General features: G+C 68.3%; 22 protein-coding genes and 1 pseudogene. 5 read left to right on the plus strand and 18 right to left on the minus strand.

Features of this window, described 5'->3' with window-relative positions:
- Window position 1: 1 nt before the first annotated feature.
- From OG802_RS34435 to OG802_RS34445, 3 genes are all read right to left on the minus strand, one after another.
- Window positions 2–901, minus strand: coding sequence for a RibD family protein (locus OG802_RS34435; RefSeq protein ID WP_329416776.1), 900 nt, complete (start codon window positions 899–901; stop codon window positions 2–4).
- Between the two features lie 43 nt (window positions 902–944).
- Complete coding sequence (gene folE, locus OG802_RS34440) at window positions 945–1,658, minus strand: GTP cyclohydrolase I (RefSeq protein WP_329416777.1); 714 nt, start codon at window positions 1,656–1,658, stop codon at window positions 945–947.
- 271 nt (window positions 1,659–1,929) lie between these two features.
- A complete protein-coding gene (locus tag OG802_RS34445) occupies window positions 1,930–2,154 on the minus strand; it encodes a hypothetical protein (RefSeq protein WP_329416778.1) in 225 nt (74 codons plus the stop codon).
- A gap of 179 nt (window positions 2,155–2,333) precedes the next feature.
- Between OG802_RS34445 and OG802_RS34450 the strand changes: the two genes are divergently transcribed.
- Window positions 2,334–3,653, plus strand: a complete 1,320-nt coding sequence (locus OG802_RS34450; protein WP_329416779.1) for a PP2C family protein-serine/threonine phosphatase — start codon at window positions 2,334–2,336, stop codon at window positions 3,651–3,653.
- A gap of 118 nt (window positions 3,654–3,771) precedes the next feature.
- On the opposite strand, the gene OG802_RS34455 is transcribed toward OG802_RS34450, so the two are convergent.
- The 13 genes and pseudogenes from OG802_RS34455 to fdxA form a co-directional block, all read right to left on the minus strand.
- Complete coding sequence (locus OG802_RS34455) at window positions 3,772–4,179, minus strand: STAS domain-containing protein (RefSeq protein ID WP_329416780.1); 408 nt, start codon at window positions 4,177–4,179, stop codon at window positions 3,772–3,774.
- Between the two features lie 129 nt (window positions 4,180–4,308).
- The gene (locus OG802_RS34460) at window positions 4,309–4,671 is read right to left on the minus strand and encodes a DUF488 domain-containing protein (protein ID WP_329416782.1); all 363 of its coding nucleotides are present in this window, start codon (window positions 4,669–4,671) and stop codon (window positions 4,309–4,311) included.
- 233 nt (window positions 4,672–4,904) lie between these two features.
- Window positions 4,905–6,137 (minus strand): NAD(P)/FAD-dependent oxidoreductase, encoded by a 1,233-nt coding sequence (locus OG802_RS34465; protein WP_329416784.1) that lies wholly within the window; start codon window positions 6,135–6,137, stop codon window positions 4,905–4,907.
- Entirely contained in the window at window positions 6,137–7,285 is a 1,149-nt protein-coding gene (gene tal, locus OG802_RS34470; RefSeq protein ID WP_329417630.1) for a transaldolase, read from the minus strand. The genes OG802_RS34465 and tal overlap by 1 nt, the downstream gene beginning before the upstream one ends.
- A gap of 75 nt (window positions 7,286–7,360) precedes the next feature.
- The gene (locus tag OG802_RS34475; RefSeq protein ID WP_329416785.1) at window positions 7,361–7,843 is read right to left on the minus strand and encodes a universal stress protein; all 483 of its coding nucleotides are present in this window, start codon (window positions 7,841–7,843) and stop codon (window positions 7,361–7,363) included.
- A gap of 15 nt (window positions 7,844–7,858) precedes the next feature.
- On the minus strand, window positions 7,859–8,053 hold the full coding sequence (locus tag OG802_RS34480) for a SpoIIE family protein phosphatase (protein WP_329417633.1): 195 nt from the start codon (window positions 8,051–8,053) through the stop codon (window positions 7,859–7,861).
- The gene (locus OG802_RS34485; RefSeq protein WP_329416786.1) at window positions 8,019–8,318 is read right to left on the minus strand and encodes a SpoIIE family protein phosphatase; all 300 of its coding nucleotides are present in this window, start codon (window positions 8,316–8,318) and stop codon (window positions 8,019–8,021) included. The genes OG802_RS34480 and OG802_RS34485 overlap by 35 nt, the downstream gene beginning before the upstream one ends.
- 40 nt (window positions 8,319–8,358) lie before the next feature.
- Window positions 8,359–8,511 (minus strand): hypothetical protein, encoded by a 153-nt coding sequence (locus OG802_RS34490; protein WP_329416788.1) that lies wholly within the window; start codon window positions 8,509–8,511, stop codon window positions 8,359–8,361.
- The gene (locus tag OG802_RS34495) at window positions 8,508–8,777 is read right to left on the minus strand and encodes a hypothetical protein (protein WP_329416789.1); all 270 of its coding nucleotides are present in this window, start codon (window positions 8,775–8,777) and stop codon (window positions 8,508–8,510) included. The genes OG802_RS34490 and OG802_RS34495 overlap by 4 nt, the downstream gene beginning before the upstream one ends.
- A gap of 171 nt (window positions 8,778–8,948) precedes the next feature.
- A pseudogene (locus tag OG802_RS34500) lies at window positions 8,949–9,586 on the minus strand (cytochrome c oxidase subunit I); the annotation flags it as partial.
- Window positions 9,587–9,611: 25 nt separating this feature from the next.
- Window positions 9,612–10,040, minus strand: a complete 429-nt coding sequence (locus OG802_RS34505; RefSeq protein ID WP_329416790.1) for a hypothetical protein — start codon at window positions 10,038–10,040, stop codon at window positions 9,612–9,614.
- An 80-nt stretch (window positions 10,041–10,120) separates the two neighbouring features.
- Entirely contained in the window at window positions 10,121–10,807 is a 687-nt protein-coding gene (locus OG802_RS34510; RefSeq protein ID WP_329416791.1) for a helix-turn-helix transcriptional regulator, read from the minus strand.
- Between the two features lies 1 nt (window position 10,808).
- Window positions 10,809–11,138: a ferredoxin gene (fdxA, locus tag OG802_RS34515; RefSeq protein ID WP_266395360.1), complete on the minus strand. Its 330-nt coding sequence runs from the start codon at window positions 11,136–11,138 to the stop codon at window positions 10,809–10,811.
- 95 nt (window positions 11,139–11,233) lie between these two features.
- On the opposite strand from fdxA, the gene OG802_RS34520 reads away from it, so the two are divergent.
- The 4 genes from OG802_RS34520 (at window position 11,234) to OG802_RS34535 (ending at window position 13,229) form a co-directional block, all read left to right on the plus strand.
- On the plus strand, window positions 11,234–11,968 hold the full coding sequence (locus OG802_RS34520; protein ID WP_329416792.1) for a DUF2249 domain-containing protein: 735 nt from the start codon (window positions 11,234–11,236) through the stop codon (window positions 11,966–11,968).
- Window positions 11,961–12,386, plus strand: a complete 426-nt coding sequence (locus OG802_RS34525) for a hypothetical protein (protein ID WP_329416793.1) — start codon at window positions 11,961–11,963, stop codon at window positions 12,384–12,386. The genes OG802_RS34520 and OG802_RS34525 overlap by 8 nt, the downstream gene beginning before the upstream one ends.
- A 110-nt stretch (window positions 12,387–12,496) precedes the next feature.
- Complete coding sequence (locus OG802_RS34530; protein WP_329416794.1) at window positions 12,497–12,739, plus strand: hypothetical protein; 243 nt, start codon at window positions 12,497–12,499, stop codon at window positions 12,737–12,739.
- 244 nt (window positions 12,740–12,983) lie between these two features.
- Window positions 12,984–13,229: a hypothetical protein gene (locus tag OG802_RS34535; RefSeq protein ID WP_329416796.1), complete on the plus strand. Its 246-nt coding sequence runs from the start codon at window positions 12,984–12,986 to the stop codon at window positions 13,227–13,229.
- 144 nt (window positions 13,230–13,373) lie between these two features.
- On the opposite strand, the gene OG802_RS34540 is transcribed toward OG802_RS34535, so the two are convergent.
- Both OG802_RS34540 and OG802_RS34545 read right to left on the minus strand, forming a co-directional pair.
- Window positions 13,374–13,736 carry a DUF488 domain-containing protein gene (locus OG802_RS34540; RefSeq protein ID WP_329416797.1) on the minus strand — a complete coding sequence of 121 codons (363 nt, stop codon included), beginning with the start codon at window positions 13,734–13,736 and terminating at the stop codon, window positions 13,374–13,376.
- A gap of 36 nt (window positions 13,737–13,772) precedes the next feature.
- Entirely contained in the window at window positions 13,773–14,270 is a 498-nt protein-coding gene (locus tag OG802_RS34545; protein WP_329416798.1) for a VOC family protein, read from the minus strand.
- Window positions 14,271–14,356: the final 86 nt, after the last annotated feature.

Here is a 14,356-nt window from a genome sequence, read left to right on the forward strand (position 1 = left end):
CTCAGAGGGACGCGTCCCTTGCACCGCCTTCCTGAGCGGGAGGTTCCGCATCGTCCGCCGGCGGCTCGGCGTTCGGGATCGCTCCTCGGCCGCTTGGGGTACGAAGCCGGTAGCGCAGGTAGAGGTATGAGTTCTGTCGACGGACGCTGATCAGGTCCGTCCACACCGGTTGGTCCGGCAGCAGTTCGAGTCCGGAGATCACCCCGGGCCGGTATGTGCCGTCCCGGCCGGCGAGCACTGGGGACGTAGTGAGGAACAGCTCGTCCAGCAGGCCCTCGCCGAGCAGGTGACCGATGAGCTGCGGCCCGCCCTCGGTGAGGACCGCAGTGTGGCCCCGGGCGTGGAGAGCCGAGAGGACGTCGGCCATACGGAGGGCGGATCCTTCGACCGCGGTGAGTATCACGCAGGTTGGCGGCAGGTGTCCCTCGAGCCGGCGGGCGCCGTCCGTGGTGGTGGCCACGAGCGCGCCGGACTGCAGCGCTGGGTGCTCGGTGGGCACGTCGCCGCTCGCTGTGACCATAACCAGTTGCGGCTGCGTGGCACGTTTCAGGCTGCGTCGTAAGTCGACGAAGTCGGGCGCGGCTTGCGGACAGACGTGATCGGGGGTCCAGAGGTGGCGGGGTGTGGCTCGGAGTGTACCGGCGCCGATGAGCACCGCGTCGGCGCATGCGCGCAGCAGGCCCATGACGAAGCGGTCCGCGGGTTCACGCCCGCTGATCGCCGATCCGGAAGAGGGGTATGCGGGGCCGAGGGCGACCACTCCGTCAAGTGAGGTGACGAAGTTTGCGTACACGCAGGGCGTGGTGAAGCCCAGGTTGCCGCCGTAGGCGGTGGCGAGCGCAGGGGGCAGACCGAAATGGGGCTGCCCGGCCTTCTCATACAGCAACTCCAGGGGCCTCACCGAGCCTGTCCGTGTTGGGCCGGCGGTGTGCGCGGCGCCGGCCTCAGCCATGTCCGGCCAGGCCGCGCTGGCCGCACAGCGTGAAGAATTCGCCGCGCAGTTGAGGATCTTCGTCGTAGGTGCCCCGCCAGTGGGTGGTACGAGTGCTGGACTCGATCTCCCGCACACCGCGCATCTGCGTGCACAGATGCACCGCTTCCAGGTGGACCGCGACGCCGTGCGGCAGCAGGATCTGCTGCAAGGATTCGGCGAGCTGGCGGCCGATGCGCTCCTGCACCGAGAAACGGCGGGCGAACAAACGCACCAGCCTGGTCAGCTTGGACAGGCCGAGGATGTGCTCATGGGCGATGTACCCGACGTACGCCTTGCCGAAGAACGGCAGAGCGTGGTGCTCACAGAGAGCGAAGAACGGAATCGGCCCTTCGACGATTTGACTGATTCGGCAGTCCGAACCGCCGTGGCATTCGGTCTCGAAGGCGGTGACCAGCTTCTCATCGCCTTCGTACCCGCTGGTGGCGTCGAAGAGGGCGCGCAGGAAGCGGCGGGGCGTGTCCGCGGTGGCCGCTGATCCCACAGCCAGGCCGAGCGCCTCGAAGATCTCCTTGACGTAGCCCTCGAACCGCTGCCACTCCTCGGGGGCGATGTGCCGCGGCGACACAGCCGCCCACTCCACCTCGTCCGTGACGGGTACCAGGCTCTCACCAACCAGCCCGACGACCGGCGGGGGGCCATTCATCTGCATGGATTGATCGTTCATTTGCAGCCTCAAGACGCGCGACGTGCGCTCTCGTCTCGTCTCACCGAAAGTCGATCGCTTCCATTATCGGCCGATCCGTGCGCGAGCGCTGCGTGAGCTCACAACGCGTCTGAGGCAGCACATTGAGTAGCGTTGACGGTCAGGTACGGGCCCGCTGCCGGCCGACCCGTAGAGGTCCAACAGGCGCGTCCGGGTGGGCGGCGGTAACAGCGGCCTGCAGGTGGCACTTCGGCTTCAGCGACGGCTGCGCCGTGGCGGGCCGTCGCCGTTTTTACTGTCCGCTCGCTCGGTGGGGCGTATGCGGCAGCCCTGCCGCCGCCATGACTGCGGGCACCACAGTGGACGGATCGCCACTGGCCAACCACCGGAAGCGGGCCACCAACATGAGCTCGTCGACACTCTCCCGCACGAAGCCATCGACGATGCCCAGGTCGCCGACGCGTTCCGTCACCATGCCGGCGTGGATGGCCCGCCACGCGCACTGCCCCGTCGTCATCGTGGCCTGACCGTGGCCTCTGTGCGGTCGGCACGGCCGGGAATGCCGGACGCAGCGGCCTCGTCGGGCGGGCGCAGGTCCGGCGTGCCGGTGTGGCCTGCTTCCCTTCAGGTGAGCGCGTAATGTGACAAGGCACGGCGACGTGATGACGGTGCCTGATGGCGCCGGGAGGAAGCACCATGGCGCACAACCCGTGGCACAGGCGGGAGCGGGGCCGGACCCTGGAGGGCGTGGCCGCCCGGCCGCCGCAGCGTGACCTGGACCGGCAGCGGCTGCGCCACTTGCTGGACGCGATCGGGGCGGTCAGTTCCGACATGGACACCCGCACGGTGCTGCATCGCATCGTGGAGGCCGCCACCGACCTCGTGGCCGCGCGCTACGGGGCACTGGGCGTGCTCTCGGAGAGCGGCAAGGTCATCGACCTGATCACGGTGGGCATCGAAGACCCGCACTTGTGTGCCGACATGGGCATGCCGCAGGGCCACGGGCTGCTGCACACCATGGTGGACGACCGGGAGCCGCTGCGGGTGGCGGATGTGGCCGCGCACCCGCGTTCCGTCGGGTTTCCGTCCGGGCATCCGCTCATGCGGACCCTGATAGGTGTTCCGCTCATGGTGCGTGGCACCGTTTACGGCGACCTCTACCTCGCCGACAAGAAGGACGGCACACCCTTCGACGACGATGACGAGGGGCTGCTGACCGCGCTGGCCAGTGCGGCGGGCGTCAGTCTCGAGAACGCCCGCCTTTACGAGCATCTGAAACGCGCCGCCGAGCACTTCCAGCGTCGCATGCTGCCCGTTCTTCCCGACCTTGCGCCGCTCGAGGCGACCGCCCGCTACGAACCGGCCTCGGTTCTGCCCAGGTTGGGCGGAGACTGGTACGACGCCATGACCCTTCCCGACGGCGCCATCTGCGTGGTGGTGGGCGACGTGACCGGCCACGATGTCGAGGCCGCCCCGCTGATGGGCCAGATCCGCAACATGCTGCGGGCACTCGCCCTCGACCGGGGCGAGCCGCCCGGCCAGGTCATGTCGAGACTGGACCATGCCCTGACGATGTTCGACGATCCGCCCACGGCCACCCTGGTACTCGGCCGCATCGAGCGTGGCCGTGAAGGGGGCGGGGAGTACACGTTCAGCTGGAGCAACGCGGGGCATCTGCCGCCGCTGCTGGTCGGCGCGGACGGCAGCGCGCGCTACCTCGCCCCCGCTCGCCACGGCATCCCGGTGGGCATCGATGCGTCCGTCTCCCGGTACAGCCACGAACACCCCCTTCTGCCCGGCAGCACCCTGCTGCTGTTCACCGACGGGCTGGTCGAGCGTCGCGACCAGGACATCGACACCGGACTTGACGACCTCGCCGAGCAGGCCGCACGCCTGGTCACGGCCCCACTGGAGGAACTGTGCGACGCCCTGATCAGCCGAAGCCGGCAGGTGTTCGACGACGATGTCGCCCTGCTCGCCCTGCGCACCCCCTTGGACAGCCCAAAAAGGGGGTGAGTGACACGCGCGGCGTCCCCCTGCCGTCGGACAGCAGGAACGGGACGTCACCGGCGGCTGCCTGCCTCGTCTGCTGGTCGCCGTCTGGACCTCCGAGTCGGCGGCCCAGCGGCGTTCCTCAGTGGGAGGAGCGATGCGGCCAGTGCGCGAGGCTGCCGGACGCGGGAACGGATTGCGTCGCTTCCGGTGTCGTCGGGTAGATGTCGTAGCTCTCGCGCATGCCGCTGAGGTCGAAGATCTTGAGTACCCGGACGGAGACGGATGCGATACGCAGCGAACCTTTGTGTTCACGGATGCGTTTGGTGATCGCCACGATCACGCCCAGCCCCATCGAGTCCATGAAGGTGACGAAGCCCAGGTCCAGTACGAAGTGGCGGTGCCCCTCGTCGACAAGCCTGATGACTGCTTCGCGGATCATGGGGGCGGTATGCGCGTCCACGTCACCGTCGACTTCGACGACCGTCCAGCCGTTGACCAAGTCGTAGCTCACCATCATGGTCTCGTGCCGGATGATGTTCGTTCGCATGATCATCCCTTTTCATGGCTCCGGACGCTGGAACTCCCCGGCACGGCGAAGCGAGGACGGTCGATCGGGCACGCCCGTACCCGATCGCGGTCCGCCGGGGGCCGACACCACCAGTGTCTCGCGCATTGGTCAGCGGCTCTTGGTCAGCCACTCGGCGAGGACGGCGGCCTGGCTGTGGTCCACGTCCTTGGTGGCGGTCAGCAGCATGAGCCTGTCGTTCCCAGCCAGAGCACGCAGATGCTCGACTGCCTCGCGGTGTCCAGCGTCACGCAGTTCCGCGAGGTAGCGGCGGCGGAACTCGGCGAAGCGACCGGGTTCATGGCCGTACCACTTACGCAGTTCGGTCGACGGGGCGACATCGCGGAGCCACTCGTCCAGACGCGCCTCCTCCTTGCGCATGCCTCGCGGCCAGACACGGTCGACCAGCACGCGCTTGCCGTCCTTCGGGGAGGGCTCCTCGTAGACTCGGCGATAGGTGATCTGTTTGGCCATAAGGGTGCCTTTCAGGTCGGTCGCCCGCCCCAGCTCTCAGGCGGGCCGACATGTGCATCCCGTGCGAGGCAGATGTTTCCGATTCTCCATTTTATCGGCGACAGCTCATCCGAACCCGTCAGAGCTGTGTCCGGTCGGCCCCCACAGCCGCCCCCGGTGCAGAGCGGCGGCGTGCAGATCAGTGGCTGCTCTGAAAACGCTCAGTGGATGGTGCAATTGGCCCAAGCGCTGTGTCAGTTGGGGATGAGCTGGTCCAGTGGTAGGTCCGGATCTGCGAGTTTGTCCCGGTCGATCTGGTTGCCGGAGCGGATCAGGTGCTGGATCGTGTCGTTGACGTCCCAGACATTGACGTTCATGCCGGCCAGTACACGTCCGTCGGCCAGCCAGAAGGCGAGGAACTCGCGTCGGGACAGGTCGCCACGTACGACGACGTCGTCGTACTTTCCGGGTTCTGCATAGCCCGCGTACTCCATGCCCAGGTCGTACTGGTCGGTGAAGAAGTACGGCACCCGGTCGTAGATCGACCGCTCGCCCAGCATGGAGCGGGCGGCCGTCTCGGGCTGGTGCAGGGCGTTGGCCCAGTGCTCCAGGCGGATGTGTCTGTCCAGCCCGCGGTGAAAGGCGTTGGCCACGTCACCGACCGCGTAGATGTGCGGGTCGGAGCTGCGCAGGGAGGCGTCGACCACGACGCCGTTGTCGACCTGCAGACCGGAGTCGGTGGCCAGTTGGGTGTGGGGGACGGCGCCGATGCCGACCAGGACAGCGTCGGCGTCGATGCGGGTCCCGTCGGCCAGCAGAACCCCGGCGGCCTTCTGGCCGGTGCCGGCGATCTCGGTGACCTGCGCGCTGACTCGCAGGTCGACGCCGTGTTCCCGGTGGAGGTCGGCGAACACGGGCGCGATCTGTGGGCCCAGGACGCGCAGCAGGGGCAGTTCGCCCGCTTCCAGGACGGTGACCTCGACGCCGGCGGTCCGGGCGGCGGAGGCCACTTCGAGGCCGATCCAGCCTCCGCCGACGAAGACCATGCGGGAGGCGGTCCGCAACGTCGATCGGATGCGTTCGCAGTCGCCGACGCGGCGCAGGTGGAGCACTTCGTCGAAGTCCGCGCCAGGTACCGGGAGGCGACGCGGGGAGGCGCCGGTGGCCAGCAGCAGCTTGTCGTAGCCGATCGTCTCGCCACCGGAGACGGTGACCGTGCGCCGGTGGCGGTCGAGCGCGGTGACGGTGGTGTCCAGCCGTAGCTCGATGTCGTGGTCGGTGTACCACTGAAGAGGGTGGACGAAGATCGTCTCGCGGTCCTGCTTGCCCTGCAGATACCCCTTGGACAGCGGCGGGCGTTCGTACGGCGGCTCCGGCTCATCCCCGATGAGTACGATCCGGCCCTCGAAGCCGTGCCCGCGCAGTGCTTCGGCGCCCTTGGCGCCGGCCAGGCTCGCCCCGGCGATCACGAACGTGGCCTTGGCCATCACGCGTCCTTCCTGCTCTTGTCGGCCGCTTCGCGTCCGGATGCTGCCGGCGTGGTCAGGCTCTCAGCGAGTTTCCCGGCCAGCTCGTCCCAGCTGGCGTCGAACTTCTGCACGCCCTCGTCCTCCAGCGTCTGGACGACGTCGGCGTACTCGATGCCAAGTCGGGCCAGTTCGTCGAGGATGTCGTGTGCCTCGCCGTAGGTGTCGCGGATGCTGCCGGTCGGGAGCACGCCGTGGTCGGCAACGGCGTTGAGTGTCGCCTCAGGCATGGTGTTGACGACGTCGGGGGCGACCAGGTCCATCACGTAGCGGGTGTCGGCGTAGGCCGGGTCCTTCACGCCCGTGGAAGCCCACAGCAGGCGCTGCGGTCTGGCACCGGCCCGTTCCAGGCGCTTCCACCGGTCCGTGGCGAGGGTGTGCTCGTAGTGCTCGTAGGCGATCCGGGCATTGGCGACCGCGGCCCGCCCGCGCAGGGCGGCGGCCCGGTCGCCGCCCAGGCGGTCGAGCCGCCGGTCGATCTCGGTATCCACCCGGGAGACGAAGAACGACGCCACGGACGCGATCTCGGACAGGTCGTGCCCTTTGTCGCGGGCGCGTTCCATGCCGGTCAAGAACGCCTCCGCGACAGCGTCGTAGCGCTCCAGCGAGAACAGCAGCGTGACGTTGATGCTGATGCCCTCGGCCAGACACGCGCTGATCGCTTCCAGGCCCTGCTTGGCTGCCGGGATCTTCACGAACAGATTCGGCCGGTCCACCAGCCACCACAGCGCCCGCGCTTCGGCGACCGTGCGGGCGGTGTCATGCGCGTTCCTGGGGTCGACCTCGATCGAGACCCGCCCGTCCACGGTGTCGCTTGCCTCGTAGGCCGGATGCAGCACATCGCAGGCCCAGCGCACGTCGAACGTGGTCAGGGCCCGCAGTGCCTCGCCCACCTCGACGGAGCGCAGCGCCAGGTCCTTGATCTGAGGGGAGTAGGTGTCGCTGCCCGTGATGGCCTTCGCGAAGATCGTCGGGTTCGTCGTCACGCCCACGACATGCCGGTCCCTGACCAACTGCGCCAGGCTGCCGTCGGTCAGTCTTTGCCGGCTCAGGTCGTCGAGCCAGATGGACACCCCACTCTTCGACAGGCGGGTAAGCACATCCACGATGCTTCCTCCTCATCCGATTGCGGATCGGGCCACATGCCTGTGGGTCTGTCGGTGGCACGCGGCAGGGGGCACGCGTCAGGTTGGTTCTGCATGCGTCCTGGACGGCACGACGACGACGGGGAGGTGGGCGTGATGCACGACCTCGGTGCTGGTGGAACCCAGGGTGAGGCGTCCCCACGCCCCAGAGCCTCTGCTGCCCACGACCAGGAGGCAGGCGTCTGCGCTCGCGTCCAGCAGGACCTGCGCGGGACGACCCGGCTCCACCTTGATCTCCACTTCGACGGGAGGACCGCCCAACTCCTGCCTGGCCTCTTCCACCGTGCGGGCGATGGACTCGTAGGTGGCGTCACGTATCTGTGTGTCCAGATCGTAGGAATCCGGCACGGTCAGCCAGCCGGACATAGTTGCCCTGGTGACGGTGAAGTCGTACGCACACACGGCACGCACGCTGGTACTGCGCAGTTGTGCCTCCTGCAGGGCGAAACGCATGGCGAGTTCCGAAGCTCCTGAGCCATCGGTTCCCACCACGACGGGTGCACGAGTGGTGGACTGCGTCATGGAATGCCTTCCCGTTCAGTTGACCTTGCGGACCACCAGCGCGGTGATATCGTCCCGCTGCTCGCCATCGGTATATCGGCGCAGGTCAGCGGTCAGTTTGCGGGCCACCTTCCATGGGGACACATCCGCCCAGCCCCGCAGTCCCTCTTCGATGGGAGAGAACTCGCCGGCGGCGTCACGTGTCTCGGTGACGCCGTCGCTGCAGAGCAGGAGTGTCGCGCCGTACGGGAAAGCGCAGCGCGGTAACGAAGCGCTCGGGCCCGGACCGCGCCGCGAAGGCGTTGTGCCGCTCCACCGCCGCCCCCAGGGCGTCGGCGACAGCCGTGCGCGTAGGCTCACTCTGGGCGGTTTCCCGAAACGCGCCGAGCACCGCGAAGGCAGCTGCCACCGCGGGCAAGCCCTCGCCCTGAACGTCGCCGATGAGCAGACGCGTTCCGTAGGGTGAGGCCCCGGCCTCGTAGGCGTCTCCGCCCACCAGCAGGTCTCCTCTACCATCAGACACACTCCGTCGACGATCACCCGATCATGGCCACGGGCAACGCGCGCAGCATCTGACGCTGAAGCGTGGCAGCGCCGGATCGCATGCGTCGTGTCTCCTCCTCCCGTTTGATCCGGTTACGGCAGGTCAGGACGCACAGCGCACCCAGCGCCAAGGCCAGCAGCATCACGATGACCTGGTCGCCGAGCGAGGGAAGCGGCCTGTACGCCACACGACGGCGTAGGCCGTCTCGCGCAGCGTGCCGACCGTTGCCGTCAGCGCGGGCAACATGACCATGAGGGGAATCAGTCTCACCGTGCTGTCGCCGATCGCCAGCTCCAGCAGGACCAGGAGAACGGCCAACGCCATCACCGACATCATCGCGACGCCGGGCAGCTGCGCACCATGCCTTTGCGTTGCCCTCAGCCCTCCGCGCATCTTGGCAAACGCGGCCATGAGCTGAGGCCACACTCGCCAGCGGAACACCTTTCCACGGTCCCGCCGAAGGCCCCTCCACGCAAGTTTCGCTGTCGGGACGCCGCATCGAGGTCTGACTGGTTCACCGCCCCGCCGTGGCGGGGCGATGCCCGCGCCATGTCGGTTGTCCATCGGTGCGCCGCCTCCGCCTCAGTCCATGGCACCGTCGTCCAGGCCGTTCGTGCGTGCGGGGGCTGAGCCACGGCGGGCGTCGGCGCACCGGCCCAGGTTCTCGGCCTGGTCCAGGGCCGCGACGTCCGGGTGGCGGAGGTCGAAGGCCGGAGACTCGCTGCGGATCTTCGGCAGGGTGAGGAAGTTGTGCCGCGGCGGCGGGCAAGACGTGGCCCACTCCAGCGAACGGCCGTAGCCCCACGGGTCATCGACCTTGACCGCACGCCCGTGCTTGGCGGTCTTCCAGACGTTGTAGAGGAAGGGAAGCGTGGACAAGCCCAGCAGGAAGGCTCCGATCGTGGAGATCGTCCTGAGCGCGGTGAAGCCGTCGGCGGCGAGGTACTCGGCGTAGCGGCGTGGCATGCCTTCCGCGCCCAGCCAGTGCTGGACCAGGAACGTCGTGTGGAAGCCGACGAACAGCGTCCAGAAGTGGATCTTCCCGAGGCGCTCGCCGAGCATTTTCCCGGTGAACTTCGGCCACCAGAAGTAGACCCGGAGAACATCGCGAACACCACGGTGCCGAAGACCACGTAAGGGAAGTGGGCCACCACGAAGTACGAGTCGGTGACGTGGAAGTCCAGTGGCGGGGAGGCCAGGATGACGCCCGTCAGCCCGCCGGGAGGAAGGTGACCAGGAGGAGGGTCACACGGCCAGAACGCTGGTGCCGAGGCCGATCAGAAGCATGACCTTGGCGATCTCGGCGATCACGTAGTGCAGGTGGCCGTGCGAACGCGGAAGGTCCTCGCCGGCCAGTATCAGGTCGGACCGCCGGTTGAGCCGCGGGCGGATCACGGTCAGCTGCCCGAGGAGCAGGCCGGCCACGACGACGGCCAGCAGGGTGACCGCAGCGGGTGCGTTTCCCCCGACGGCCGCGACGACCACCACGCCGGCCAGTGCCGTCTCGGCGAGGTTCAGCGCTCGGAAGACGAGTCGGCCGATACCCAGTCCGATGGGGACGGTCACTCCGGGGGCGCGGAACTTCAACGGCGTCTCCAGGAACGAGATGGCCAGCACCATCCCGAGCCATAGGAAGGCCGCCGCACCGGTCACGGCGGCTGACGTGTGGTTCATCGATGTACTGCCTTTCTCCTACGGATCAACTTGGCGCGCATACGTGGTCAGGCAATGGGCCAGGACGCCAGCCGGCCGCTTCAGGCGGTGGCGGAGCCGGCAGGGGGCGCGGGTGCCAGATGGGCGAGGCAGGAGTCCGGTTCGGCGAACGGTTCCAGGCGGTCTGCCGCCATCGGTGCCCGCAGCTCGGCCAACGCCCCCTGCATCAGCCCCAGATGCACGGAGCAGACCAGCTGCCCGTGCTCCTGGGCAAGTTCGAGGAAGGGGCAGTGCCGCAGCCGGATCCGCTCCGGCGCCCCGCCGTCGCCGCCCCCTTCTGGCGTGGGTGAGAAGCCGAGATCGTCCAGCAGGGCCGTGAGCCGGACCGCCGACTCCTCGGCCGTGGGACGGTGGTAGGGCGGTACGGGGTCGATCAGGAAGCGGCCCCACGCCCGGCCGGCCTCCATGGCGGCCCGGTGTGCGTTGTCGGGTCCGGTCGACGCCAGGTGGCTGAGCAGGATCTGGGCCAGCAGGCGGTAGCTCCGGGTGCCTCCGCGGTCCATTCCCGGCTGCGGCGCGTAGACGGTGCGAGGCCGGCCGGGGCCGGCGGGCTCTTCGAGCTGCCGCTCGATCAGGCCCTCGGCCACCAGTGCGTCCAGATGGAAGCGCACGGTGTTGGGGTGGACGCCGATCCGTTCGGCGACCTCCGTCACGCCCAGAGGCGCCGGGGCGGCACGCAGTTCGTCCAGCACCTCACGGCGGCGAGGGCTCCTCGGCGCGGGGGGCATGTCAGCTCGCCGCCTGTCCCTGGGGCGGGAGCGCGGCGATCAGCGGATGGTCACGCTCGATCAGGCCCAGCTTGGACGCGCCCCCGGGTGAGCCGAGCACGTCGAAGAACTCCACGTTGGCCCTGTAGTAGTCCCGCCACTCACCTGGCACGTCGTCCTCGTAGAAGATCGCCTCGACAGGACAGACCGGCTCGCAGGCCCCGCAGTCGACGCATTCGTCGGGGTGGATGTAGAGCGAGCGCTGTCCCTCGTAGATGCAGTCGACGGGGCACTCCTCGATGCACGCCTTGTCCTTCACGTCCACACACGGCTGTGCGATCACATACGTCATGATCCCGCTTCCCTTGCATCCCGGAGGTACCCAGGTTTTTACGAATACTACATGTAATAATTGACCTACGGGGTGGAAAGAAAAGGGGCACCACGATGACGTCGCCTTCCGAGATCTACATCGAGTCGACCGAGACCGACCCGGTGGTCCGGGCACAGAGCGTTCTGCAGCAGACCAACCAGCGGCTTCAGGGCCGGCTGGCCACGCTGACCGAGATCGACCCCGTCGCGGACGCCGGGGAGTCGGTCCGCACCGCCGTGAGCGACTTCTGCACCGGCGAACTGCTCCGTTACCTGAGCGCGTGCGATCAGACCCTGTACGCCGCCGCGGCGGGCGCGGCCGAGACCCGGCTGCTGGTCCGCGCGCTGCGCACCACCGCAAGCGTGGTACGCCAGCACATCGACAAGCTGTCCTCGGCCGACGGTGCAGCCTCCGCTGCCGTGATCGCGCGGGCCACCGAGGCTGTACTGCGTGCGCATCTCGCGGTGGAGCGGAGTGTGCTGCTGCCGGCCCTCGTCCGCCTTCCTGGTGCCGACCTGCCCGCTCTGGTCGCGGATCTGGACACGCTGCTCGGCGGCGGCCGGCTCGAGAGCCCCGCCGTCATCGACGTACGCGAGATCCCGCACGGCCAGCGGCACCCGCGGATCTTCACACGCTTCGCCCGCCTGGCACCGGGTGAGACCTTCACCTTGGTCAACAACCACGACCCCAAGCCGCTGCACCACGAGTTCCAGTCCGCCCACCCCGGCACCTTCACCTGGGAGTACGTCGAGTCGGGCCCCGAGCAATGGCAGGTCCGCATCGGCCGGCAGGCGGGCTCGGATGACTGAGCCGCACGCCGCCGATGGCCCGCAGGAAGCTGTACCGCAGATCCTGTGCGACACCCGGGTGCTGACCGGCCAGGTGCCCGCAACCATGGGAGCACTGTGGAAACTGGCCGAGCCCGGGCGTCAGATGGACGCCAACGTCATCCACTTGCCACCCGGTGAGCGCATCAAGACCCACACCGAACCGGACCTGGATGTCCTGCTCGTCGTCGTCGGCGGAGACGGAACCGTCGGCATCGGCACGGCCGACGAACCGCAGCACGTGGCCGAGGGCATGCTGCTCTGGCTTCCGCACGGCTCCACGCGCAGCATCACCGCGGGCGACGGCGGCATCCAATACCTCACGGTCCATCGACGCCGCCCCGGCATGCAGATCCGTCCACGCCCCGATCAACCGGCGAAACCCGAACGCCCGCACTGACCCCGCCCGCCGACGCCGCCCCGGACCCGATGGACTGCCCAGCGGACGGAGCCCGAGTGCTTCACTTGCCGGGGCGCTGTCGGATACGGATCCGAGAAGAGAGGCTCATCGTGACCGAAAGCGCAGTCCCACATATCGGCAGCCCACGGATCACGGTGCTCGGTGTACAGCCCGCCACCCCGCCCTTCCGGGTCGTGGAAATCGACGGCGAAGTGGTCGGCGAGGCGAAGACCATCACCGACGTGCTGCTCGCCGCCTTGGCGGCCGGCATCATCGTGCACGATCTGGACGACCCGGGTGTGGTCCGCTGGGTCGGCGGCGACAAGTTCACCTGGTCGCCCAGGCGGTGGTGAATCCGGCGAGGACATCTTCGCCAGGCTTCGCCCACCTGGCCCCGACGGGGAACCGAAGCCCGGCCAGGCCCGGGGACCATCCAGGCCACGTCACGAGTCCAGACCGGTGCCGAGGTCTCACCCTTCCAGTCCCTGCGCATCGGCTTGGCCGTCGGGTCCGCAGGACGGCGCAGGAGTTCGTCCACCATGATCGACGGCTGGCCGAGCCGGTCGGAGAGCGCCTTGCTGGTGGGTCACTTCGAGTGTGGTGGCGCACATTGCGAAGGCTGAACGCCTGGAAGAACACGGACCTGTCAGCAGTGCACCCGACGAGGACCCGTCCCCGCAGCCACTGGAACCGATCGAGGAACGCGTCGGCCGGCAACTCACCGACGCCCTCAAGCGGATCCGGCAACCACCCGGCCTCGCCGTGCACCTGGAGGCGGTACATCTGGGAACGCAGAGGCGAGGCGTCTGCGAGATCGAGTCCAGCACCCGCACCACCTACTGACGCGGCACCTACGACACCGAAGACCAGCTCAGGATCGAGTCGTCGTCACCCGCCCGCGGTGCCCTCACCGCCAACCACCTCGCCCTCCAGGGCGCCCTCGTCATCACCACCGCCACAGTGGCAGCAGACCAGTCTCCTGTGCTGTCAGCTCCGGATGAGCGCGGCAAGCACTTCGGCTTTGCTGGTCTCGGGATGTCTGGTGGCGGTGAGGAGTGTCAGGGTGGCGTCTTCGGCGAGGTCGCGCAGGTGCGCCAGAGCATCTGCACGTTCGGGATCTTGGAGCTCGGCCTGGTAGCGGTGGCTGAACTCCGCGAAACGATCGGGGTTGCGGAGGTACCACTTGCGCAGCTCCATGGAGGGCGCGACCTGCTTGCACCACTCGTCGAGGTGGGCCTTCTCCTTGGTCATGCCCCGGGGCCAGAGGCCGTCAACCAGCACTCTGGTGCCGTCAGTCCGGGCCGGTGTGTCGTAGACCCGGCGGACGTGCACGGTTCGCTTCTGTGCCATGAAGGGCCTCCCGCCAGGTCTACGCTACTTCCGGTGTCACACGTAGTAACGAGAGATGATCTCGAGCCGCGCCACTTCGTCCGGTCCCGGATACGCCACCAGCACCGGCAAGCCGCTGGGATCCCGGCCCTCGATGAGAGTGAAGCCCTCAGCCTCCCTCGTGTCGACACGGTCGGAGCGGGCTCTGAGCACGCGCTCGCACCGCTGGAAGTCGTCGGGGCCGTCCGCCGTCCAGATCACGTACTGCGCGCCGGCGTGGCCCGACGGGTGGAGGGCGCGCGAGCCAACGGCGCGCAGGTACACCTGAAAGCCGTTACGACTCACGAGTAGTGCGGCAGTCGCCGTGCGTACGGTGACCTTCATGTTCAGCAGCTCCCCGTAGAAGTCCGCCGATGCGTCGTGGTCGTGGACGAACACCACGACCGACGCCAGCCGGGGCCCGCGCGCATCCCATCCGCTGTCGACCGGGTCCGAACCCGGTGCAGCATGCGCGTGCAGCGGGCCAGAGGACGCCGCTTCATGTGGGTAGGCCATAGGGCCCCCTTCCAACCAACTTCGACCGCGATGCGAGGGCTTCCCTGGGAGGTTTCCGGGTCCGGTTTCCACGCTACCCGGACCGT

Origin of the sequence: Streptomyces sp. NBC_00704 (genome assembly GCF_036226605.1) — a bacterium.
Classification (GTDB): domain Bacteria; phylum Actinomycetota; class Actinomycetes; order Streptomycetales; family Streptomycetaceae; genus Streptomyces.